General features: G+C 38.3%; 20 protein-coding genes. 7 read left to right on the plus strand and 13 right to left on the minus strand.

What is annotated here, in order from left to right:
• The first annotated feature begins 8 nt into the window (after positions 1 to 8).
• Positions 9 to 1,712 (plus strand): hypothetical protein, encoded by a 1,704-nt coding sequence (locus tag HMAT_RS12550; protein WP_158655811.1) that lies wholly within the window; start codon positions 9 to 11, stop codon positions 1,710 to 1,712.
• A 332-nt stretch (positions 1,713 to 2,044) separates the two neighbouring features.
• On the opposite strand, the gene HMAT_RS12555 is transcribed toward HMAT_RS12550, so the two are convergent.
• Complete coding sequence (locus HMAT_RS12555; protein ID WP_104383024.1) at positions 2,045 to 4,759, minus strand: GH116 family glycosyl hydrolase; 2,715 nt, start codon at positions 4,757 to 4,759, stop codon at positions 2,045 to 2,047.
• Positions 4,760 to 5,432: 673 nt separating this feature from the next.
• Between HMAT_RS12555 and HMAT_RS12560 the strand changes: the two genes are divergently transcribed.
• Positions 5,433 to 5,681: a hypothetical protein gene (locus tag HMAT_RS12560; protein ID WP_104383025.1), complete on the plus strand. Its 249-nt coding sequence runs from the start codon at positions 5,433 to 5,435 to the stop codon at positions 5,679 to 5,681.
• Between the two features lie 56 nt (positions 5,682 to 5,737).
• On the opposite strand, the gene HMAT_RS12565 is transcribed toward HMAT_RS12560, so the two are convergent.
• The 3 genes from HMAT_RS12565 to HMAT_RS12575 form a co-directional block, all read right to left on the minus strand.
• Entirely contained in the window at positions 5,738 to 6,583 is an 846-nt protein-coding gene (locus tag HMAT_RS12565; protein WP_104383026.1) for an AraC family transcriptional regulator, read from the minus strand.
• 136 nt (positions 6,584 to 6,719) lie between these two features.
• Positions 6,720 to 7,421, minus strand: coding sequence for a peroxiredoxin-like family protein (locus tag HMAT_RS12570; RefSeq protein WP_199768614.1), 702 nt, complete (start codon positions 7,419 to 7,421; stop codon positions 6,720 to 6,722).
• Between the two features lie 100 nt (positions 7,422 to 7,521).
• Positions 7,522 to 8,820: a spondin domain-containing protein gene (locus HMAT_RS12575; protein ID WP_104383027.1), complete on the minus strand. Its 1,299-nt coding sequence runs from the start codon at positions 8,818 to 8,820 to the stop codon at positions 7,522 to 7,524.
• Between the two features lie 253 nt (positions 8,821 to 9,073).
• Between HMAT_RS12575 and HMAT_RS12580 the strand changes: the two genes are divergently transcribed.
• Positions 9,074 to 10,375: a hypothetical protein gene (locus tag HMAT_RS12580; RefSeq protein ID WP_104383028.1), complete on the plus strand. Its 1,302-nt coding sequence runs from the start codon at positions 9,074 to 9,076 to the stop codon at positions 10,373 to 10,375.
• Positions 10,376 to 10,899: 524 nt separating this feature from the next.
• On the opposite strand, the gene HMAT_RS12585 is transcribed toward HMAT_RS12580, so the two are convergent.
• Positions 10,900 to 12,198 (minus strand): hypothetical protein, encoded by a 1,299-nt coding sequence (locus tag HMAT_RS12585; RefSeq protein WP_104383029.1) that lies wholly within the window; start codon positions 12,196 to 12,198, stop codon positions 10,900 to 10,902.
• A 126-nt stretch (positions 12,199 to 12,324) separates the two neighbouring features.
• On the opposite strand from HMAT_RS12585, the gene HMAT_RS12590 reads away from it, so the two are divergent.
• From HMAT_RS12590 to HMAT_RS12605, 4 genes are all read left to right on the plus strand, one after another.
• Positions 12,325 to 13,731: a hypothetical protein gene (locus HMAT_RS12590; protein ID WP_104383030.1), complete on the plus strand. Its 1,407-nt coding sequence runs from the start codon at positions 12,325 to 12,327 to the stop codon at positions 13,729 to 13,731.
• 69 nt (positions 13,732 to 13,800) lie between these two features.
• A complete protein-coding gene (locus HMAT_RS12595; protein ID WP_233789231.1) occupies positions 13,801 to 14,136 on the plus strand; it encodes a hypothetical protein in 336 nt (111 codons plus the stop codon).
• A 166-nt stretch (positions 14,137 to 14,302) separates the two neighbouring features.
• Positions 14,303 to 15,247 (plus strand): S9 family peptidase, encoded by a 945-nt coding sequence (locus HMAT_RS12600; RefSeq protein ID WP_104383031.1) that lies wholly within the window; start codon positions 14,303 to 14,305, stop codon positions 15,245 to 15,247.
• Between the two features lie 319 nt (positions 15,248 to 15,566).
• Positions 15,567 to 16,616, plus strand: coding sequence for a DKNYY domain-containing protein (locus HMAT_RS12605; protein WP_104383420.1), 1,050 nt, complete (start codon positions 15,567 to 15,569; stop codon positions 16,614 to 16,616).
• A 63-nt stretch (positions 16,617 to 16,679) separates the two neighbouring features.
• Here HMAT_RS12605 and HMAT_RS12610 read toward each other — a convergent pair whose 3' ends face one another.
• The 8 genes from HMAT_RS12610 to HMAT_RS12645 form a co-directional block, all read right to left on the minus strand.
• Positions 16,680 to 17,009, minus strand: a complete 330-nt coding sequence (locus tag HMAT_RS12610; RefSeq protein ID WP_104383032.1) for a hypothetical protein — start codon at positions 17,007 to 17,009, stop codon at positions 16,680 to 16,682.
• 259 nt (positions 17,010 to 17,268) lie between these two features.
• Complete coding sequence (locus HMAT_RS12615) at positions 17,269 to 17,781, minus strand: lipocalin family protein (protein ID WP_233789233.1); 513 nt, start codon at positions 17,779 to 17,781, stop codon at positions 17,269 to 17,271.
• Between the two features lie 34 nt (positions 17,782 to 17,815).
• Entirely contained in the window at positions 17,816 to 18,517 is a 702-nt protein-coding gene (locus HMAT_RS12620) for a lycopene cyclase domain-containing protein (RefSeq protein WP_104383033.1), read from the minus strand.
• Positions 18,517 to 18,972 carry a sterol desaturase family protein gene (locus tag HMAT_RS12625; RefSeq protein ID WP_104383034.1) on the minus strand — a complete coding sequence of 152 codons (456 nt, stop codon included), beginning with the start codon at positions 18,970 to 18,972 and terminating at the stop codon, positions 18,517 to 18,519. Before HMAT_RS12625 ends, HMAT_RS12620 begins: the two co-directional genes overlap by 1 nt.
• A 19-nt stretch (positions 18,973 to 18,991) precedes the next feature.
• A complete protein-coding gene (locus HMAT_RS12630) occupies positions 18,992 to 19,828 on the minus strand; it encodes a phytoene/squalene synthase family protein (protein WP_104383035.1) in 837 nt (278 codons plus the stop codon).
• Positions 19,829 to 19,832: 4 nt separating this feature from the next.
• Positions 19,833 to 21,305: an NAD(P)/FAD-dependent oxidoreductase gene (locus tag HMAT_RS12635; protein ID WP_104383422.1), complete on the minus strand. Its 1,473-nt coding sequence runs from the start codon at positions 21,303 to 21,305 to the stop codon at positions 19,833 to 19,835.
• Between the two features lie 21 nt (positions 21,306 to 21,326).
• Positions 21,327 to 21,965, minus strand: a complete 639-nt coding sequence (locus HMAT_RS12640) for a MarR family winged helix-turn-helix transcriptional regulator (RefSeq protein ID WP_104383036.1) — start codon at positions 21,963 to 21,965, stop codon at positions 21,327 to 21,329.
• A gap of 461 nt (positions 21,966 to 22,426) precedes the next feature.
• Positions 22,427 to 23,227, minus strand: coding sequence for a DUF1080 domain-containing protein (locus HMAT_RS12645; protein WP_104383037.1), 801 nt, complete (start codon positions 23,225 to 23,227; stop codon positions 22,427 to 22,429).
• Between the last annotated feature and the right edge of the window lie 235 nt (positions 23,228 to 23,462).

The following is a 23,462-nucleotide window of genomic DNA, read 5'->3' on the forward strand; positions in this document are numbered from 1 at the left end:
TTTTTCTAATGGTATCCGGTCTCGCGCTACTGACTGTTGCCTGCAAAAAGATTCAGGAGATAGAATATATTCAATCTGCCGAAGAGAAAATCGTCGTCCGGACGGGACACATGGACGAACTGAGCAAAAATAGCGTCACCCTATTCGGTCAGATAGACTCCATCGTGGATCAAAAAATCCTCAGTTATGGTTTCATTATCAAAACTATTGATCAATACGCGATCGAACGGAAAGAACAGGAGATCGAAGTTGGTAAAAATACAACCGATCCTACGATCAAATTTACGTATCAGCCAAATGAACCATTCGATGTGGATCTTAAATATACATACTGCTTTTATGTCAGAACTGAAAAAGGATACTACAAAGGTGAATTTAATTCGTTTCAGATCGGTGGTTTTGCGATTGACCAAGTCAAAAAGGTAAAAGCGAAACCCGGCGAGGACATAGTAGTCAATGGTGATTTCAGTTTAATAGACAAAAATTACAAATTTTTCTCGTATTTCGCTGATGCCCAATCCAACGCTAGCCAAAGCCTGGAAACCTCCTATATATTGGCTCCAGATAAAAAATCTATTCGTTTTAAGGTTCCCAAAACAAACGGATTATATCATGGGCAGGAAATCAGTTTTTCTTTTAAACGCAGGGAATATCCATATGGAGACTTTTATTATAATATTGCTCAGGTCAATATTTTGGGTCAGCTAATTCCGCCTGTTAAAACAAGTTTTACACCGATGGAAGTGATGGACATCATGGGGCTCAACCTGCCCGATTACCGCCATCCGAACGATGATTTTAAAATTATATTGGGCGATCTACAGATTCCATTCACTAGTCAGTTACAATTTAGTCAGATAGAGAATCTAAAGGGATCACGTTTCAGGTTTGGCTATACAAATGGTGTAGAAACGGTAATTTTCAAAGAGGAAATCACGTTTTATGCTCCAGATTTAGCGAAAATAAAGATTGAGCAGTCTTTCGTTCATCCCGGAGCGAAATGCTTGATCCAATGGCCCGGGTTCTGGGATTTCCAATCGGGAATGTACTTTGACTATACATTTGGAGATCTACCTGTAGATCCTAGGCAAACCGGAAATGAATACTTCTATTTTGAAGTCGGCAATTTAAAAGAGGGGCTCTATTCGTTTCAGTTCAAAGACAGATTTTATGATATTAGTCTACCCCAAAAGATTAAGGTCAAGAATTTCGACTGGCTATCAAGTGATAAAATCAGCGCTTATGAGGGAGATCTGATTACCCTTTATGGAAACTTTTCAAAAGGGAATATATATACTCTACTGGGCAGCAATAACATCTATTGGGATGCTATATGCGAAAAAGATGGAGAAGCGACTTTTACCTGGTTTCTTTCAAACTTCGGATCCAATAAGATTAGTATAGGTTACCAAAACGCGGCAGGAGCATATACATTCACTGACAAAAAACTCGAAATCAACGCAATGGGAATCGGACTAGACAGTTTTGCCCCCTCGAGTGGGTTACCGGGCTCATTAATCCATGTGAAAGGTAAGAGCATAAAATATGCACAAAAAATCCGTTTCGGTGACTTTCAAATTGTACCTATACCGGTGAGTGCCGATGAAATTATGTTTACGGCACCGATGATGGCAGGCAAAGGAAAATTTAGAATATCAGCTGAAGCTGCAAACAAAATTTATCAATCAGATGCTTACTTTGAACTCCTGTAGCTTATGCAGTTATACATTTAATAGTCAAACTCTTTATCCAGATAAAAAAACAAACCGGATGTGCTTCTGCCGACTGAACAGTTGAAATACACGGTCAAGTACCTCGGACTCTGCTTTTGGGAATTAAAGACAAGGATGTTTGCCCCCGCTGCTGCAGGATAGGCTTTGTCAACGATCAATATCCAATTACGATGTCTAAGTACGGATATGTTATGTAAAAGCACCTTCTGCTAGCCGAATTTCGGTTTAGATCTTTTCTTTTGGTTAGCTGATGGTATACATCCCATAACCAGAAAAGGCATATTATCACAAAAGCGTATTTACTATTTTTTTCATGACCATCGAATATGTAGTGTATCGCCCTTTTTTAGATCTATGCTATCTTTAAAATTGAGCACCAGACGCCCGTCGCGACGTTTCACTTTATCAAGTGATATTGGTTTGTTATTTTGTAGTACGGTAATCTGCTTGTGATCGAGCGATAGCTGCCCGGCATCCCCCAGGTGAAATTCTTTCAGATCTAATTCACCATAATTTAATGTCAACTGACAAACACATTTTCCTTTGCTTTGTTGTTTTTGAATGTAGGTCCCCCACCCCCTCGCCGTGGTAAAAGGTGCTTTAAAATCTGAAGCACCTATTTTAGGGGCAAAACCGATCTGACCTTTTGGACCATGATAACTAAAACCACAGGCATTAATAAAGGTTCCGTAACTCGCCATCGCTCGTGCATAGTGGTCACTGCATTCTATTTCGTTAAAGGGATTTCTTTTTGCTGCATGATACCGGTCGTGAATTACCCTGGTCATAACCAAGCTTTCATCGATCATCCCCTCCGCCATCATGTGCGCTGCCACCTGATGTTCAAACCCACTCATACATTCATGAAAATAGCCAAGCTGCCAAGTCGCATTGTCGCCGTAAGCATTTTCCTCATTTTTTGGATTGGTATTCATGACCATCCCTCCTTCACCAGCCAGTGCATAAGGTCTTCCCCCAAGATGTGTCTTAATATAAGGTCCCACATCCAGCGCAAAATTATATTTCCAGAGCGCCTTTAAAGCGGATAATGTTTTCTCTCTGTTATTAATCCGCGGGATATCCACTTGAAAACACCAGGCCTGTCCATAAACCTGATCTATATGGCAGGTATTGTAGGAACCCAGCTTCCTCTTTCCCTGTACCGCATCTGGCCGATGGATATAATATTCTCCATTAAAAAGATATTTATCCATATTTACAGCCCCTTTCCTAACGTAGTCCATACAGACCTGCCGGAATTTCTTATCACCGACCTCTTCGGCCATGCATGCCGCGGCTTGTACGGCGGCGAGGCAAAGTCCTACAATCCAAGCGATCTCTCCTTCCCACACGGCATCCAACGTGTTTTCCATTGGTGTATCGGTCATACCGTCTCCATTCTTATCCTGATCGAGGACAAATTGAATCGCTTGTTTAAGTTTTGGCCAATTTTTTTTTAGAAAACTTTCATCACTGCTCATCTGATGATCCCGATAGAAACGGAGAATAACACCAGCCTGCCCATCGATGGCAGGTCGTTTTTCGTATTCGGCACGGAAGATAATTGCCCCGGTTTCGGGCTGAAAACCAACACCGAGGTCTGTAACCTCCCTTAAATTACGCTCAAGATCAGGAAATATACGGCCCATGGACTGCCCGTACTGCCACACGTGGGTGCAGGAGCCTGCGCAGGCTCCAACACCTTCCCAGCCCCAAAACCTTCCCGTAGCAAAACGCATCGTATTCGCTGTTGCTAAAGTCCCTATATTGAGAAAGGTACGGTCCATAAACCAATGGGGCAATGTCGAATCATTCCAAGTCTGTTGCCAGGCTATAGTTTCTCCTTCAAGCTGTTCCCGATGTGTCAGATAGTAGTCCATGACTGCTGCTGCATCGCTGAATTTTGCACCGTACCAATAACCACTATGAGCATCTTTCAAATGTGCCCTTAACTGGGGATGTGGATTGTTAAAATGCCAGGAGATCGCATACGAAATCTCACTCGTGCTATTGGGTTCTATCATACGCTGAACCGAATAGGCTCCCACTTGTAAATCCGAAAAATCAACGACTGAATCGTTATGATCAGATTTCAATAAGTGCGGCGCGATGGGCCAATGCCGCACTTTAGTATGCACCTGTGCCTGCGGGTCCAAACATGTAAAGGCCATCGTACCAAAGTCTCCGTCTTGCAAAGCACTGTCAGGCACTTGTTCACAACTGTAATGTAAGACTTTTAGGTCTGCTTTATCTAAAAGGCGAGATACTTTACGAACTGTTTTAAGATCCTTACGCCCCTTAAACACAGCGTTTTCCATCCAACCCGTTAGGATTATTTCAACCGGTGTATTCACTTTGCTGCGCAATTCAAGATGAAAAGTTGTTAAAGGTAGGGAGGAATTGTCTTGATCTAACGGAATAAATGGCGAATAGGCTGTCAGCACAACTTCCACAGGGTAGTTCGTGCTGCTATATGTAACCCGACAGGTCGGATAAGTCGGTTCAAATACAACCTCATCCCAATGATTTTCCCGAAGTTCTTTGACGATTTGTTTTCCTCCAACATTAACTGATAGCGCAAAACCTTGCTCTATGCCGCGTAGGTTGTCCGCAATTGCAGGCTCGATATAAGCTGCTCCATCACGTGGGCGGACAATCACCAGCTCTTTTCCATTATTCCATTGCACATTTTTGGGTTCTATACCTTCGCGTTCACCATCGTAGGCAGTATTAAATATCTGCCATAACCACAAGCGCCCATCGCCACCGATATAGACAGTACCTGTATGTAATCCACCCACCGGCATACCAATATAACGTAGTTCATTTTTACTCTTTCGGTAGGCAATTTTCTCGCCCCTCTGATACAGAGAGGCGAGCCATTGTTGATCTATACCCTTCTGTTCAGGGATATTGTGTAGCGGATTGTCCCAGGCAAATATTGATTTTGACCAAACGTTAAACTGACTTGCCAGTACACCAAGACCAATTAAACTTGTTTTCTTAAAAAAGCTTCTTCTATCCATACGTTTTATATAAATACCAACCCCAGGTTTTGCCGAGGTAAATTTTTGTTTCTATCTATTGTATGCTGTGGAATTGGCCACTGTGTTGTCATGTATTAGGTTATCATTTACTTTGGTCCATATCGGCTTAAACGCATATGATGAACAAAACTAAGTATTTTTGCACTATTAAATCGATCTTTCCATTATTTCAACTAAATGAATATTAAAATAGCTGATTTTCATTTCTGTGAGGGAAAAGGTACGTATACATTCCAATACAGATCACGGAAAGTATAACGTTGCAAACCATAAAAAGATAAACAGGGTGAAGCAATTTTTATCAGGATATACTTTTCACTTGCCCTATTTTGTTCCAGACGATAAAAAATCTTTTGTATTACTGGACAATTTCTGTGGGGCTGTTGTCAGGGCTACGATTTTATCCGGAAAAAGTTAATGGAAAATGGACTATTTTCCGGTGGGACTATACTTGAGTCGCTTAGTTTTAGAAGAGCTTAAGCCATTTGATTTCCTGTTATCCATTGATTGTTGGTAACAAATGCCCTAGTCATGACCCATTTGAAAATTAAGACTGGAATAGCCTAAAACGACCACGAGATAATCATTTGTGGGGAAAATATCATGAATTACACAAAAACCCCTTAATTTTTTTTTCGTATATTATCTCACTATGAAAATAGTAGATATAACTAAAGAGAGATTAAAGGATGCTCAAAATGATGGGTATACTGTATTAATTACGAAGTTCAATTCAGATCCACTATATCCCACATGGATCTTTGACAAGATCGCCGATGAAAAAATAGAATTAAACAAAAAAATGCTCAACGAGAATTACCAGCTATGTTATTCTATCCGGGAAGCTATCAGTACAATTGACAAACGGCCTTTTATCGGAAAATTACAGTTGACGAATTAGACTTTAGAAATAATTGACCCAAGACAATGAACATCGTATTAATTGTATTTAAAATCTTATCCTGTGAGATTTTTAAAGGCAGAAATATTTGTTCCTGAATACATTTTAAAAAATCGGCTAAAATGAGCTGGGCTCTCAAAGCCCAGCTCATAGGCCACTTCTTTCGCTGACTTATCGGTATAATGGAAGTAGCGCTTAGCTTCAAGCATAATTCTATTACGGATCAGAACGGATGGCGCCGGCTGTTTTAACAACGAAAAGACATTGCTCAAGGTCTTTGGAGACTTGTTAAGTGCAGCAGCATAAAATCTGACCTCGTGTTCCTGTTTAAAGTTACATTCCAATAGCAATGCAAATTTTCTAACAATATCCATTTTTTCATCGGGAAACTGCTGATAGCTTTCACTTTGGAGCTTTGCAATCCTCGTTGTGTTGATAATGACCCTTTTAAGAAGTGTCCGAAGCATTTCTCCCTGAAAATTGTCCTTCACCATAAGTTCATTGGAGAAGACCTTCTCTAGATGGGACATCTCTCCAGCTGCGTCGTCATTCAATGTGATAAACATAGGATGACGGATACCATAGAATAAAAATCCTACACAGCCGACTTCAGCATCATGGTCAACGATACAGTAGAATTCCCGATTAAACTGCCAAGCGGTCAAGCTATCAGGATATTCAAATATAAAATGTTGATTGGAAACCAAAGGGAGAATACATCTGGCCGGCATTGTATAGGTAATCTCATCTATCAGCACTTTCTGTTCACCACCTTTATTGTAGATAAACGTGTTGATAGGCTGTGATCCTTGTTGACGGAGTCCTTTTCCCGAAAGCATTTTATTATCATTATGCATCACAAATCGTGCTGCTGTCGCGGTATCGTTATACTCCTTAATCATTTTATATTTTCCTTTCAGGTGTTCCTAACCTAAATTTAATCATTTTCTGATAAGTAACTCCCCATTTTCCCTGCTGTTTTACTCCATACTCAACCGTTATTTCGAATTTATTCTTTTTACCAAATCCTACCTTCACTTAAAGATCTTTCTTAACACTTTTCGCCACCGAAATTAAAAGATTGGAGTCCAGTCGTTGTTTAAAATCAGGATTTATATACTCGAATTTTATCATCCCCATGTTATCGACGATAAATACCGAAGGGACAGGAAGAAGAAGGTCGGTATCTTTACCACCCGTTGTGTTCGGAAGCATCTCCCAATACCCTTTGGGAGCTTTAAACGCAATACCAACTTGTTTGGACAATGCCAGATCCGCATCAGAGAGCAGTGTATAACTCAATTTTTCTTTTCCTACAGACTGTGCTAAACCGCTAGGCGAATCGGTACTGATGGCGATCAATTGGTACCCTAATTCTTCGAGCCTGGGGAGCGCTTCCTGCAGACCAGAAAGCTGTCTGGAACAGTAAGGACACCAACCACCACGATAAAACACCAAAACGGTGGGCTTTTCAGAGAAAGCTTTATTCAAATCAAAACTCTTTCCTGAAACATCGGATAATACTGCGCCAGGTATTTTTTCACCGTAAAGTAATGGACTTATATCTTCTGCTTTCAGCGGTATCATACCAGATATCAGTTGCATTTCTTCTTTATCTACCAAGCCAGAAGATTTCATCCCCCAACTTTTCTCCTGTGCATTCCCTCTTGCTGTCAAACAGATCGTGAAGAAAGCCACAGCCATGAACACCACGAGTCGCTTTTTTATTAAATTATTCATTTTTACAATACTTATTTATCCTTTTGGTGACAAACAAACTTTTAAATACTTTTTGCTAGGGAGAACCCAATAGACATTTTGTTCAGAAATTTATAATATGTTAGTTGATGGTCACTTTAATCATATTAGCTATTGATGGTAACGTGGTGAAAGTATTCGGATTAGGTACTTCTCCGATTGGCTTACTTTCGCTCACAGGCGTTCCGCCCAACCCAGCCTGTGCATTACCTGCTCCGGGAAACTGGTTGATTGCTGTTCCGTTATCAAACAGTCCCATTGAAGATGATACATCTCCTTTGGTTGTTGCATCTATCCCGTTATCTTTCGACGCAAAGAACCAATCGTTGGAAAGCCCGTACATCGTTGTAATAGCAAGACGATCTCCGTTTGACACGTTTAACTGTTGTGAAACTCTTCCCCCAGGCTGGCCGCTAATTTTGGGTAATAAAACCGTTGTACTGGCTGCAGGAAGCACATACGCTGCTTTTACCCCTGGCACCGTCTTAAGGTAAGCTGCTAGGCCTGCCGCATCACCTTTTTGTGCCAAATCCTTTAACCCCCTTCCACGATCATTTTCACCGACTTTATAAATCGGATTTTCGATACCTTTATAGACAACAACCAATACCGGAGATAGCGGAGTGAAAATACCTGTTTGTGTAGTCAGGTAATTTGCCAACACAATGTTGTCACCCATTTCCGCGATATTAGTAAGGCCATTGGCACTGAGTTTACCGGCTTCAAATAATGGATTAGGATTTAATAAATTACCTCCCGCTATATATGAAATTGCCCATACTCCGGGACTAAAAGGAGTAGGATTGGATGTCGCCCCCGAAACATTGCTTATTGTCAAGGTAAAAAACGAATTACCATCATAATGCAATGATGTTTTCATAAGTGATGACGCCATGGCATAGGTATTACCTTGAGCATCAGTTCCATTTACTGCTGTAACAGCCTTTGGCGTGCTTTCAGCGGTACCCGGATGCATGACAGCTGCACCGGGCTTCTGATTAATACGGGTTCCGTTGTCCCATAATTTGATCTGTGCCGATACATCTCCCTCGATAGGAGTACCATTTTCCTGATATAATATTATGCCCGGATTTGCAGGTGCAAAAAACAGATCATTTGACCATCCGTACATGGTGGCAAAACTAAGCGCTTGACCTTTGGCGGCCGAAAATTTAATGGAAACTGACTCTCCGGGCATAATTACCGGAGAAGCCCCTGTGTTTTTGAAAGAGCCAGACTCTACTAATGATTTAGAATCCAGCACGTTCTCTATCGTGACAGTCGCCATTGATGTTGACGGCATATCATCATCTTTACTACATGCAGTTAAGATCAATGCCAATACTGTCATACCTAACCAAATTGAATATTTATCTTTCATAATGAAATATTTTAAATCACTTTACAAATGTAAATTCGGCCCATGCAATTGACGGTATCTGTACTTCCCGTTGTCTTGTAGATACTTCCCGATGACAGCTCGTTCGCATTAAGATATCCAGCATGGATCAAAGCACGGGAATCAAAATATGCAATCGGTTTAATTATAATCTTATAAATCGTAAAAAATTAGAATGATAAAACCGAGCTTTCCGCCTAATTTTTATAATATTTGTATACATAACCTCTTGCATATGATGAAAAGGCTTTCAGCTCTCCTGTTATTTATTAGTTCAATCAGTCTGGTTTATGCGCAGACAAGAAGCTACGATGAAGATCAGATAAACACTTTTTTCACAGAGTTAAAACATACCTCTGATAACTCTGTTAAACTTTGGAATAAAAGCCTATATGGCCCTACCTTATTAGTTGATCCTAAAACACGCAAGATATATGCAAATGAGGGTGATCAAACAGGGGTATTACAGCATACGGCTGGTGTATATACTGGAATACTTCCACAAAATGTCAATATTTCCAATACGGCATTGGAGTGGAACGGTAAGCGATGGGCCATGATTATGTTGCCCCTGCCTGAAAATAGCGATGACCGTATTAATCTTCTGGCGCATGAGTCATTTCATCGCATACAGCCTGAACTCGGCTTTGAATTAAATAATGCCAATAACAATCACCTTGACGAAAAAGATGGAAGAATAGGCTTACGTCTTGAATATGAAGCATTAAAAAAAGCATTAGGGTCAATGCAGAATAAAGAAATTGAAAAACACCTTGGTAACGCACTATTTTTCAGAAAATATAGGCAATTGCAGTTTGAAAAAGCAGCCGAAAATGAAAATTTACTCGAGATCAATGAAGGTATAGCTGAATTTACAGGAATAATTGCCAGCGGTCGCACCGATGAGTCTGTAAAATCTTATCTAATCAGAGGTATGGAACGATCCTTAAAAAACCGAACTTTTGTCAGGTCATTTGCTTATCAAACCACTCCCTCCTATGGCTATCTACTTTTTAAACGAGATAATAGCTGGAATAAGGACATTGATTATTCAACCGATCTAACGCACTATTTTATTAAGAAATTTGCTATTTCAGTCCCGTCGCTTACTGAAAAGCACTTTAAAGACTTAGCCAAAGAGTACAATGGTAAAAGGATCTTCGAAGAAGAAAATGCGAGGGACGCAGAAAACAAACGCATCATCAAAGAATACAAAGGTAAGTTCGTTGAGTCGCCCCATTTTGAAATTATGTTTGAAAAAATGAACTACTCTTTTGACCCAAGAACAATTGTTCCAATCGAAAGTGATGGCACGTATTATCCTTCGACCCGAATCACAGATGTATGGGGTATTTTGACTGTTGAAAAGGGCGCTTTAATCAGCCCAGACTGGAAGAAAATTTCGCTTTCGTTGCCTGTATCCATTGATAAAAATTTAGTCAAAGGTGATGGATGGATACTAGAACTCCGTGGGAGTTATACCATTGAAATCGACCAGCAAAAAAATAAGTATTTAAAAAAGCAAGAAGTTCAATAACAGCCCCGAAAGTCACGCTGAAAAGACACAAAACACCGACTACAGGCGATGCAGACATCGGTGTCACATTAAAAGTCATTGGCGCAAATTTCATGGAATTATCGGAATAAAACATATATACATACGATTCATGAACGACAGACTTCGCAATATCACGGTATTTTCAACTTATTGAAATACCGTTTTACTGTTTAATTTAGTTAAGTCAACTATGACAATGTATTGCTATCCAAAAAAAATTAATCGTTTTTTTTTCTAAAAAATTTCAGGAAAAGTAGATACATAATGATTATAAATACTAGGGATGCAATAATCTCCGATAGAGAAAGGTTTAATAATAAATATTTCATAGTTCTATAATGAGGTTTACCTGCTTATAATAGTTAATTAAATAAAATTGTCTTACACTATGGTAAACGGGACTGAGAAGTAATTGTCCTTAAAAAATAAAAAAATGTTATGGGAGAACGAAACCTATACGCAAGGTCAGAAGATGCAGTTGTTCCGGGAGTAATATATTTAGATCAAAAAACAATTTCTTTATTGCCTGATCCCCATAAACGGGTATTTCTAACAAAACCTGGTCCTTTGAATCGGTACTGTACACCGACAATTTCAGTAGGCGCATTTTTGATCATGGCCATGTATGCCTGTTTGTCATTGATACAAAATCTAATTTGTTGATTTTTACAGTCTATTTTCAGCTTGGTCCAATTGGAGAGATCACAGCCAAATCCACTGAGATCATCCTGCTTACTATCTGTGTAAAAACCGTCGGCAATAAGAGCGATATCACCAATACATGCGGGATTTACGAGTGGTACGATAATGATATCATTTTTTGATTGCAACAGCACTTCCACACGCTGGCAACTATTTCCCCCATTAGCCATTCCTGTCTTTAGTTCCGTTTCAAAACTAAAATTATTCGTCATTACGCCGGTTATATTCTTTTGGTTGTAAAGCCGTACGGGTGGAGCATCTGCCAAAAGGTCGACTTTATATCTTTCTAGAAGCTCTTTGTCAACCGCAATTTCATTCGGCTTAATAATATCAGCCTTTCTAAAATATAGGGGCTCTTTTCCCCAATCCGCCTCTATCAGCCCCAACCAGCCATCAGTTTTAATCTGTATATCATGTTCGCGGACAACTTTATTTCCGACCATCAATTTGGCCCGAAAGTAACCGGGATAATAATATATAGAAGAGTGATGTTTACCATTTTTATCTACAGCGACCTTACGGCGGGTATCCCAGCTTTGAGCAATGAATATCGTATCTTTCGTATTCGCATCTAAAGCATCGTAATCAAATACGACTGAATTGGGTAAGCCTTGCGTCAATATAGTCTTCGACGAGAAATGGAAAGCGCCAGTAGGAGATGACTTTCCACTAAGAACAAATTTTTGGGTCAAAAACCCCATCAAGACCAGTCCTAGAACAGGCAAAATAAGCTTGGAAAATAAATGTCCATACTTTTTTCGGCCAGTCTCAAAATTTCCATAAACAGCTTCCTCCGGTACATCCATTTGTGTTGGCCGATTTTGGGTATATGTATTACGAAATGCCCGCCAGTCTTCATAACCAATAAACTGTGACAAGGTATTCAGGGTAGTCAGCGATGGTGCGCTTTGATAGTCGACCCTACCAAAAATCCGTTTTAACGTAGAGATGCTAAGCATTACTCCTGTTCTCTCCTGAATTTTACTCGAAAGTTTTTCAAAATCGGCAGTGCTCCAAGTGGAAGTTGCACCCCATTCAAGTTGACTTTCAATTGATTCCTTAAGGCATTGAAATAATTCCGATTGACTTATATTTATCATAATTCACTGTGTACAAATACCTTAAAACCATAAAACCATCTTGAACAAACTTGAACCAACTTGATGCAAGGTTGACTTCAGGAAGAAGATGTCTAAGCACTAAATTTATCAAAAAACTTTATTAACATGAAAAAAATAATTTTGATAGTAGCCACACTTTTGGCCATATTGTTCGAAAGTTATGCCCAAGAAATGAAAAGTAAAATCCCCGGCACACAAAACATTGCACTAAGCGCGGAAAAATGGATATTTCAATCCGGAAAAGTTGATTTCTTAAATTTTAAAGGACGTAATACGATGAAAATCGCGCCAGCATCGGGACCGATAATCATAAAAGATTTGGTTTTTTCAGACGGTACTATCGAATATGATGTAATTCCGGCAAAAACAGAGTTTGCAAGTGCAATCTATTTCCACCGAAAAAATGAGAAAGAGCAGGAAATTGTCTATCTGCGTGTTCCCAAAATGACTGATCCATTCGCTAACGAAGGCATTCAGTATTGCCCTATTTTAGACGGTATAAATATGTGGGACATGTATCCACAATATCAGACTGCTGCGCAGGCTAAAACAGACGAATGGAATCATATGAAACTGGTCATATCAGGTCTGCAAATGCAGGTCTTTGTCAATGATAGTCTCAGACTAACGATACCAAAATTGGAAGGTCGTGAACGCTCTGGAAGTATTGCCTTTGATGGTGACTCCTATATTAGCAATATTGTGATAAAACCCGGTCAGACCGAAAACTTGGCGCAAACTGAAGGCGCAGACCTGAGCAGACACGAAGCAAATTATATCAGAAACTGGTCGGTAGCTCAGCCCGCACTTTTACCCGAAGGAAGAGAGCCGACTACTGTCAGTGACCTACCGAAAGATGACTCCTTTGTAGAAAAAATAGCAGCCGAAAGATATGGGCTCGTCAACTTAACACGGCGCTTTGGCGGCAGTGAAAAACGTAGGATAGTTTGGCTAAAAGCTACAATCAATGCAAAAGAAGCCACTCAGACTAATCTTCAACTGGGTTTCTCGGATGAAATATGGCTTTATCTGAATGATCAGATCACTTATGCAGACAAAAATATTTTTAGACAGAATATGAAAAAGTATCCGGACGGGAGGATTTCGGTACAGAACGGAAGTACTAAATTAAAACTCAAGAAAGGGGAAAATCAATTATTAATAGGCGTATCGAATGACTTTTATGGTTGGGGAATAATTGCCCGGTTAGAAAATTTAGAGGGAATTGCCACAATGCAACCTTATGAAATAAAAAAACGAGCCATCGAAAATATTGAGCGATATTTAGGTGTATACACTGCTGAAATATCCCCTAGAGTTAAACTGACCTTCATACAAAAGGATGGAAAGTTAATTTTACAGTCTTCCGATCAAGATAGCACCCCTCTAGATTATGTCGGGAACGATCTTTTCAAAATGGGTCTTGGAATAGAATGGCAATTTAATCCAGATTTAAAACAGGTGATAAGGCGAGAAAACGGGTTTGAAATGAAATTTTCAAAGGAACAATAAACTGGATTAGTTTTGCATAAAGAACCACAGCTAAATCTACCCTTTTTCTATTTTATATTATGAAAATGTATGGTAAGCTACACTATTGACAGTGAGATGCATCTTCCTAAGAATCCCCAATTTCCAACACCACCCTACGAAAAAGTAAATTGGATCAATGCTGACGGACCACTTATGCTCGTCAAAGGAATCAATGATCTAAAAGAATTGAGCCAGCCGAATAGCATTTCATTATTTAAGCTTAACGCGCAGAATTCGCCGTACGCTGATTCTCAGGATTTGATAACGGTGAAGTCGCGAATGTTTGGTGAAAGTATTGTACCTAGGGATAAGTCCCATACGACAGATTATTTTCAATATGTGTTTTTATTGCGAAATTCAAAAGCGCTAAGAAAACTGGATTAGGTTATTTTTTAGAAAATTTTACCGATCCATCAGCGCGTTCACCGATAAAAACCAGTACTTCACCTAAATGACATCAGGACGAGCTCTCAAAATTACTTAAGTTAGATGCTGAAAATAAATTACAGCAAAAGTATTTAAACACCTTTATTTTGAAAATGGAATCCCGATGAAAAAACATTTATATATAGCATATTCTTGCAACAAGCCCTTGCCTCAATATGTTAAAGAAAAATTACTTATAAAAGCAATTTTGTCATTACTTTTTTTAGTATTTGCGACCAATATAATAGCTCAAACTACAGAATACACAACAAAAGAGATAAAATTTAAAAGTAAAGGGATAGAGTTGGCAGGAACAATTTTTAGCGCTCCAAGATCGAAAATCGGAATTGTATTGGTGCATGGATCTGGACAGGAGCTTAGATTGAATGCATTTGCAACTTTCTTGGCTAAAAATGGAATATCTGTATTAACATATGATAAACGTGGCGTTGGTAAATCTGAAGGGGAATATGCGGGTCCAGAAGTAGGCACAAATAATATTGACTCAGCAAACCTCGATCTCCTAGCTGAGGATGCTAAGGAAGCAATTTTAGCACTCAAAAATTATTTAGGACACAAATTAACACATACTGGTCTTTTGGGGTTCAGTCAGGCCGGGTGGATTATTCCTTTGGCATCAAATAAGTCAAAAGAGGTGGATTTTACGGTCATATTTAGCGGGGCGGTGGTTCCAACTATAGAACAGCTCCGTTTTCAGTTCTTCACAGAAGGAAAAGCAGATTTCTGGACGCATTATACTGAGAAAGAGGTTAGGGCACATATACAAAATGCCCCAGATAAATATAAATTTATCACAACTGATCCTCAGGTAGCCCTTAGTAAAACAACGGCACCGGGGCTGTGGCTTTTTGGCGGACAAGATGTGCAAGTTCCTGTCGGCTTATCTATTGATCATCTCAATTTACTTAAAATTGAAGGAAAACCATTTGAATATTGCCTATTTCCTGAAATGGGGCATTTTCTAACATCTTCAGATTCTTCAGCTCCAATTAAAATCGCGATGAATTGGATGAAAAATCTAAGCCAAAAATTTAAAAATCGTTTATGACTATGACGGCAATCGGCAGTTCACGTCAAGCAACCAAACATAAATACAGTATATATCCCGAAATAAGTTTGCTACGGCCTATTTTCTATGCTTGCGTATCCATACATCGGGCATGGTTGTAGCGTTTATTTCATTCCTAAAAAAGTTAACCGCAAATAGAAAGGTGCAAAATGTAAGAATACCTGGATCGTTTTGGTTTATTTAGCACCGTAGGCGATTTACAATTTTAAAAGAAAATTCCCTTTTTTAAATTTGGCAGCGTAAATTTATATACATGCGTACTATAAAAGATATATCACAACTTCGTCCTGATATAAAAATGAAAAAATATACTTTTTTTCTGGCTTGTGTTTTACTCAGTTTTTGTATCTCTTGCCGGGATATTGGTAAACTGGTCGATAAACAAAAATCGAGCTCTTATTTTATAGATTCAAAAGGACAAATCGCTTATTGTCAGAATGGGAATTGGTTTAGTCTGGGGGTATCGCAAATGCAGGCCGATCCGGAATCTTTTGAGGTATTGGCAGAGGATATTGCAAAGGACAAAAACGCAGTTTACTTTCGTGGAATGATACAAAAGCTGGTAGATAAGAATTCCTTCTATGTCGATAATCAGGTCCCTAAAGATGATTTTCACGTCTATTATATTGATCAAGTCTTAGGCTTTAATATCATTGAAGGAGCGGACCCAAAAACGTATGAACTCATAAAAAATCACACGAACTGGGCTCGGGACAAAGATCATTATTTCTACGCGGATGACATGATACATGCTGATCGGCAAACTTTCAGCTTCGTCAATGACTATTTTCTAAAGGATAAAGATTCCGTGTATGTTTCTCCAAATATCGGAGACTTTAAGTCGGTTGTAGCTAATCCCGGAAATGTCGAGGCCATCAACAAGTACTACATGAGAATCGGGAATACAATTTATTACCCTCCTTTTCAACGAGGCACATCTAGCGTAGCAAAATCATTTAATAGCATACAGACAATCCAGGTGCTTGATCAAGATATTATTCGTGTTAATAATAAAAACATATTAGTCCGAGGCAAAAATTTTAAATATGATCATGTAGACGCCCCCTCTTTTCAGCTATTTACTGTTGATGAAAAAACTGATTTCTATAGAGGTAACCTTTATTCAAAAGATAGGAACAATGTATACTATAATCAGGAAGTAGTTCCTGATGCTGACGTGAAGACATTTCGCCTTCTTGGTAGTGATTTCGCAAAAGATGCGAAAAATGTCTACTATCAAAAACAGCTGCTCAAAGGAGTAGATGCGCAGAGCTTTAAGAAAGACGGTGACTTCTATAAGGACAAACTGGGAAATAAATTCAGTGCGTTGACAGGAAATAAAGTATAAGCATCTACTGTTTTTATCTTCTTCTTATATTTTTTGGATCATTTACTTTTTAGCTAGCTCTTGTTAATTCCTGAGTAATATCTCGGATGTAGCTGAATAAAACTCGTCAATCAGCTGTATAATCAAATCATCTTTTCCATTGTTCAGTGCAATTCCGATCCAGTTTTTTCGGGGGAGATATTTACTTCTGACCCACTGTAAAGGCAATTCCACTTTCTTATCAGTACGTAGCCACTCCAACCCACTCTCGTTAAAATAGATCTTTTCATTGGACAAATCAATAACAATGAACGGTCTTTTCTTAAAATAGAAAATACTCATTTCAAGATCAGCAAATCTATTCAAGCTGATATATTTCTTTAGCTGTATATACGCATTTATTTCAGTTAACATTGGCATTTATTTACTTTTATTGGTATAAAATTAGGTATTGGCTTTCGTCTCTAACCAGATCTGTTCGACGTACTCATCAAATGAGGTCGAATGTTAGTCAACAGCTTCCCTTTAATTAAGTTATAAATCAAAACTACTAGAATTAGCGCTATTCGCAAGTGTAGATTTTGGTCTAAAAGGTGGAATAAATGGTATTTATCAAATTGAATGATTTTACTCAAATCAAGCAAAAAGAAAGAAATTAGTGTTCTCCATTGCCCTATTGTGGAAGAAACGGATTGTCTTTCAGATCATGTTTCACCCAGATCAGTTTTGATGTATTATAGCCAATCTCGCGAGCAATTTTCAGGTAATTTGTTTTTACATCTTCAGGAATGGTTTTCGCTCGTGATAAAATCCAAAGATAATTTAAATCCTTTCCCGCAACTAAGGCATAACGATAGTTCGTATCTAAAGCAACGACATTATAACCTGAGTAGAAAGGACCGAAAAAACTAACTTTCAGAGCTGCTTCGCTTTGATTCCCCCTGAATTTCGCCAGCCCATCCGCTTTTACCCACTCTTTTTTGATCGTATTATATCCGCTATTCAATACCACAACATGATGATCGGTATTTAAACTATATTGGGCAGAAACATTATTGAGATCTTTTTCAAAACGTGAGTCCAATCGTGCGATCTCATACCATGTACCAAGATAACGATTCAGCTCAAATTTCTTGATCGGATCAGCATTGGGCGGAATAGAAGAACATGCCGCCATAATCACCATAGTAAAACCAATCGTTATAATATTTATCCAACATTTATGCATTTTGAACATGGGAGCTGTTTTGAAATTTTTTAAAGAAATAAAGAACTAATAAAAACTGTGTATATCCATATACTGCATCCTCAATGGGTATGGTAAGCACCCGGAAACCTATAAAATCTGCAGGGTTATAATTGACGATAGGCGATTCCAATCCAGTTCCAGTAAGAATGCCATTAACAGGTAAAAATCCCAGCATAAGAACTGTAAATACTAATGAGGCCTGACTAATCCATTGTACTCGTAAGACAAAATGGAAAACCAACAACGTCAACATGGTAACCAGAGCAGTGACTAATGTATATATGCGATCACTGTACTTAAGAGCAACAACAGCACAAACGATAATGCTTACAAAAACCACAATATTGTTGAACGCACTAAGCGCTTTCAACTCAAAAAATTTATCGATACAGAAGTAGGTAAATATGCAGGAAAAAGGAATAAAGATAAAAAACAACCATTCCTCCAAGGGTAAGCCTGCAATAATTAATCCCATTGTATATCGGGTATCGAACCACCATACACCACGATGGGTAAACCATATATCCCATGCAATAAAAAAAACCGCAACAATTATTGATGCTTTAAAAAAAGGGACAAATGCTCGATTGAATTGAATTCGCCTATCGAATGAAGCTATAACACAGATAAATACCGTAAAAAACAGGATCAGGGCGTACGTATATTGTATCATTACTTTTCTTTTTCACTAAACATGTTAAAATATTTGATTGGCACATATAAAAAACCAAAACATTCGCCTTCTTCCTTTCCAAGATGCTTGTGGTGCTGTTTATGCGCACGTCTGAGTGCTAGGAAATATCTATTTTTTGTTTTGCTTAAAAATCTGATACGTTGATGTATAAAAATATCATGTACAAAGAAATAAGCCATACCATACAGCATAATACCCAGGCCAATGTAAAATAGATAATTATAATTCTCTAATGAGCCATAGTACATTAACGCAATCGTGGGAAGAGCGAATATCACAAAGAAATAATCATTCTTTTCCAAAAACCCATTATTACTATGATCATGATGATCTCTATGAAGTATCCAAAGAAAGCCATGCATAATATATTTATGAATCAACCAAGTAGCCCCCTCCATGGAAATAAAAATGATCATTACGATTAAAATGTTCATAATACGCATTGTTTGATGTTTATAAAAATGCCACTTTGTAACGCAAATAACTTTTAAATGCCACGTACGCTTTTTCTGTATTGGCTATCCTGATTCTATTTTCCAAAATTTCTTTTGAAGATTTCTTCCTGATTTTTGCAAAAAGAGAAAGATAATACTTATATGCCAGATAAACGCCAAATCGGGCCGACTTAGGCAGCTTTTTTATACCCAAAAATGCTTCTTTAAATTCTTGATGGATTTCGTCTTCAATTTGGCCTTTCAGTGTATTATCGAATACTTCCATATTTAGATTGGGAAAGTAAGTGCGTCCAAGAATATGATAATCATCTTTCAGATCACGTAAAAAATTTATCTTTTGAAATGCAGAACCAAGTTTCATGGCATAAGGTTTTAGTTCTTCGTAACGTTGTTTATTACCCTCCGTAAATACCTGTAAGCACATCAATCCAACCACCTCTGCGGAGCCATATATATATTCATTGTACAGTTCCGAATTATAATCCAACTTTTTCAGGTCCATTGACATGCTGTGGAGAAATTGATTAATGAGATCGCGGTCAATGGCATATTTATGAACAGTTTCCTGAAATGCTTGTAATATGGGGTTCAATGAAATACCTTCTTCCAATGCAAAATTTGTCTCCAGATCCAAGCGACTTAAAAGCCGCTTTCTATCATAGCCTTGAAAACTGTCGACTATTTCATCAGCCAATCTCACGTAACCATAGATCGCATAAATACTGTTGCGAATATTAGGCTTCAAGGCTAAAATGCCGAGCGAAAAGCTTGTACTATATTTTTCGGTTGTCTTTCTGCTTACTTCGTACGCAAGTTCATCAAACAGCTTTTTCATGGTTTTATGGATTTAGATCAATAATTTCTTTAGCAACTATTTTTCCCGAGATAATGGATGGAGGTACCCCTGGGCCGGGTATGGTCAACTGTCCTGTGTAAAATAGATTATGGATTTTTCGATTTTTAATTTTCGGTTTCCAAACAGCAGTTTGCCTTAATGTATTTGCTAGCCCGTATGCATTGCCACCATAGGCATTATAGTCGTTAACAAAATCACTGACACAATAACTTCGCTTATATACGATCTGTTCATAGAGGTTGCGTGCTCCGGTATGCTGTTCAATACGCTTAAGCATTTTTAATAAGTACTCTTCTCGTGTTCTATCATCATCATCAATACCTATCGCTATCGGCATCAACAAAAAGAGGTTCTCCTGATTTTTGGGCGCTACATCTGGATCCGTTTTTGAAGGACAACACACATAGAACAATGGTCTTTCAGGCCATTTTTTATCTCCATATATACTCTCTATATGTTCATCCAGCTCAGGTTCAAAGAAAAGTGTATGGTGGGTTAAGTTGGGGATAGTTGATTTCATACCCAAGTAATAAATCAGGCTAGAAGGCGCAAATATTCTACTTTTCCAATACGAAGCATTATAATTTTTTAAACCTTCAGGCAGCATTGTTTCGATGTGGTGGTAATCGGCCGAAGCAACAACTAAATCAAATGCTATCTTTTTGCCATCAATAATGAGTGAAGAAATGGCTTTATTCTTAATTTCCAGTGCCTCCACATTGTGGTTAAAATGGAAGGTAGCTCCCTTCATTTCCGCCACCTTTTGCATGGCTAGTACCAACTGATAGAAACCTCCTTTAGGGTAATGCGTACCTAGCGCATATCCCCCATAATTCATTAGACTATAAAGCGCTGGAATTTCTTTTGGTGAAGCCCCCAAAAAAATCACCGGAAACTCCATCAGGGTGCGTAATCGTTTATCTAAAAAATATTTGGCCACATAGGATCTGAAATTAGAAAGTAAATCTAGTTTAAAAGCACTAAAGGCAATTTTGGGCGAAAGGAATTCTCCCCAACTATGACAGGGCTTGTTGACAAAATCACGCATTCCGACTTCATATTTAAATTTAGCGGACTGCATAAATTTATCCAGCTTGGATGCTGCTCCGGGTTCAATATCTTCAAATAGCAGTTTTAAGTCATCATAAGATTCGGGGATGCTCAAATTCGCCGAATCAAATATCATCTCAAATTGTGGGTTGAGTGATACAAGGTCAAAAAAATCCGAAGTACTGTAGCCAAAGTCTGAAAAGAACGATTCAATAATATCTGGCATCCAGTACCAGCTGGGGCCCATGTCGAAACGAAATCCTTCGGGAGTCGAAAACTGCCTGGCACGGCCCCCGGCCTGTTCATGCTTTTCAAAGACATGAACCTCATATCCTGCTTTGGATAAATATGCCGCGGCAGAAAGCCCAGAAAAACCAGCACCAATTACAGCTATCTTTTTTTTCATTTTCTTTGAATCTCTCTCCATTTATTTTAGTTCGTCAAGCAATCTATCCGGTGCAAAATTCTTTTCATAAATCACTTGATGAAAATCACTTAATTTATTGAGCAATCGTATCAATTCCATTTTCTCGAGATGAGTTAAATCCCCTGAAACAATTTGAGTCGCATGACGTATATTTTGCATTTGTCCCTCTAATACCTGCAGTCCCTTTTCTGTAATATTAATTACCTTACTACGTCTATCCTGTTGCGAATCTTTTTGCGCTATCCATTCCTGTTTGATCAATCGATTCACGATTGCTATACCGACCGGTTTCTCATGGATATTTCGTTTGATCAATTCCATTTTAGTCATCTCTCCAAATGATTTTAAGGTGATCAGGTAAATAAACTCTTCCTGCGTTGAAAAATCAGAGCCCCAAATAGCAGCTTTCGAATAACTCTTTGCAAATCTATTCATATGTACAATTAACGTACTGATAACACTTTCTGGGCTACGTCCTTTTTCCTTACCCTCCCAAGTGGGCTCTACAACTGGCTGTGCCACCTGTTTTGCAATCCATTCCTTAAATCCTTCCACTTGATTGCTGTGCCTGTTTGTCGAATTCTCTTCTTCAAATTTTTCTATCAGCACTAAGACCTCTTTTAAAAGTTGATATTTCATACGCTTCGAATTAGAACATAAATATACTTATATTAGTTTTATTATTTTTAAAAAACCATAAAATAGTGCAAAAATAAACTAAAAACACTCATTTATATGATAACTTTGTTTTGACCAAGACATTTCTTAAATAAAAAAGCAGGATCTATGTCCTGCTTTTTTATTTAAGAAATGCTCTATATCATTATACAATTGATCCATTGTTATCATTCTCATAATAGGAATATTGGGAACGTATAATTAGGAAGCTGGTAGCTGGTCTCTCATCTGTTCCGTCTACGGAGATTATTACATACTGCTTGTTACGGACCACATAGGTATGTGCAGCCGTATTTACCATTGCCGATATTTTCCGGTTGATTTTTCGAGTGCGCGTAATTTCTGATGGTCGTTTCCCGCAATAAATATCAAACCACCTGCTGTAAGAATAGCCCCGTTACCTTCAATACCATAATCTGTTTTTACTCCTTTGGTTTAGGGAGTTCTTTAATCCAAACATTTTTAAAGTCTACAGGCTGCCCTTCACTCTGCAAAGCAATAAATCCACTGCTCAACAACTTACCGTTAATCTTAATTTTTGGATCATATCTATTTGCTACGTCACCTCCGATCTGTGGTTTGGAATACTCGAGGACAGTATCTCCATTGATAATATGCCTTATTAACGAGTCGCCCAGCACGATCAATTCTCCTTGCAACCATTGATCGCCATCATAGGTCTTTGAAGTTGAATTTAAACAATGTGATGATGCAATCCTGCCTTGGTAGACGACATTGGTCCCTGGTGAACACATATTACCAGTAGGTCGCGGTTGTCCGTCTCCCAATCCTCCCAAGAGTTGCATTTCTATGGATATTGGCCAATCCTGTTCTTTCAAAATCGTTCTAGGGTCTTGAGAATGAAACATAACACCACTATTACGAAGCGTATAAGAAGGTGCACCTTTTTGAAGATCACCGACAAAACGATATTCAAATTTTAAATGATAATAAGAAAAGGGCGTTTTATAATATAAATGTCCAAACTGGTCATTAAAATCACCGTACTGATCGTATCTGATCTTAATCATTCCATCTTCAACCCTAAAGGTATTGCCAAAGTTCACACCGACATCGTGATGATGAATTTTTACAAACCAGTTTTTAATATCTTTTCCATTGAACAATGCTTTCCAGCCATCGTTATCCCGCTGTCCCTTCATTCTGGCACAGCCTGTAAAAATAGGACTAACGGCTAAAATCATATAGATTAATTGCTTCATTTAAAAGTGAACTATTTGGTTTAAATTGGAGACCAATATACGTATATTCCCTTTAGCTTCATTTATACATTTACCACCGAACATTTTCTAAAATTAAAGGAAAGCTGTCCAAAGACTAAAACAATTTACATTCAAAATATATGGAAACCTTCAAAATTGTTATTCTAATACAATACCAAAGCCATTAAGCAAAAAGTGCTTATACACTTTTGTATTCATCGTTTTCGCCTATTGC

This window comes from Sphingobacterium sp. HMA12, assembly GCF_002933815.1.
Taxonomy (GTDB): domain Bacteria; phylum Bacteroidota; class Bacteroidia; order Sphingobacteriales; family Sphingobacteriaceae; genus Sphingobacterium.

Coding starts and splice junctions, on each gene's coding strand:
- HMAT_RS12550 (WP_158655811.1), top strand. CDS start 9: ATGGTATCCGGTCTCGCGCTACTGACTGTTGCCTGCAAAAAGATTCAG.
- HMAT_RS12555 (WP_104383024.1), bottom strand. CDS start 4,759: ATGGATAGAAGAAGCTTTTTTAAGAAAACAAGTTTAATTGGTCTTGGT.
- HMAT_RS12560 (WP_104383025.1), top strand. CDS start 5,433: ATGAAAATAGTAGATATAACTAAAGAGAGATTAAAGGATGCTCAAAAT.
- HMAT_RS12565 (WP_104383026.1), bottom strand. CDS start 6,583: ATGATTAAGGAGTATAACGATACCGCGACAGCAGCACGATTTGTGATG.
- HMAT_RS12570 (WP_199768614.1), bottom strand. CDS start 7,421: ATGAATAATTTAATAAAAAAGCGACTCGTGGTGTTCATGGCTGTGGCT.
- HMAT_RS12575 (WP_104383027.1), bottom strand. CDS start 8,820: ATGAAAGATAAATATTCAATTTGGTTAGGTATGACAGTATTGGCATTG.
- HMAT_RS12580 (WP_104383028.1), top strand. CDS start 9,074: ATGATGAAAAGGCTTTCAGCTCTCCTGTTATTTATTAGTTCAATCAGT.
- HMAT_RS12585 (WP_104383029.1), bottom strand. CDS start 12,198: ATGATAAATATAAGTCAATCGGAATTATTTCAATGCCTTAAGGAATCA.
- HMAT_RS12590 (WP_104383030.1), top strand. CDS start 12,325: ATGAAAAAAATAATTTTGATAGTAGCCACACTTTTGGCCATATTGTTC.
- HMAT_RS12595 (WP_233789231.1), top strand. CDS start 13,801: ATGGTAAGCTACACTATTGACAGTGAGATGCATCTTCCTAAGAATCCC.
- HMAT_RS12600 (WP_104383031.1), top strand. CDS start 14,303: ATGAAAAAACATTTATATATAGCATATTCTTGCAACAAGCCCTTGCCT.
- HMAT_RS12605 (WP_104383420.1), top strand. CDS start 15,567: ATGAAAAAATATACTTTTTTTCTGGCTTGTGTTTTACTCAGTTTTTGT.
- HMAT_RS12610 (WP_104383032.1), bottom strand. CDS start 17,009: ATGTTAACTGAAATAAATGCGTATATACAGCTAAAGAAATATATCAGC.
- HMAT_RS12615 (WP_233789233.1), bottom strand. CDS start 17,781: ATGGTGATTATGGCGGCATGTTCTTCTATTCCGCCCAATGCTGATCCG.
- HMAT_RS12620 (WP_104383033.1), bottom strand. CDS start 18,517: ATGATACAATATACGTACGCCCTGATCCTGTTTTTTACGGTATTTATC.
- HMAT_RS12625 (WP_104383034.1), bottom strand. CDS start 18,972: ATGAACATTTTAATCGTAATGATCATTTTTATTTCCATGGAGGGGGCT.
- HMAT_RS12630 (WP_104383035.1), bottom strand. CDS start 19,828: ATGAAAAAGCTGTTTGATGAACTTGCGTACGAAGTAAGCAGAAAGACA.
- HMAT_RS12635 (WP_104383422.1), bottom strand. CDS start 21,305: ATGAAAAAAAAGATAGCTGTAATTGGTGCTGGTTTTTCTGGGCTTTCT.
- HMAT_RS12640 (WP_104383036.1), bottom strand. CDS start 21,965: ATGAAATATCAACTTTTAAAAGAGGTCTTAGTGCTGATAGAAAAATTT.
- HMAT_RS12645 (WP_104383037.1), bottom strand. CDS start 23,227: ATGAAGCAATTAATCTATATGATTTTAGCCGTTAGTCCTATTTTTACA.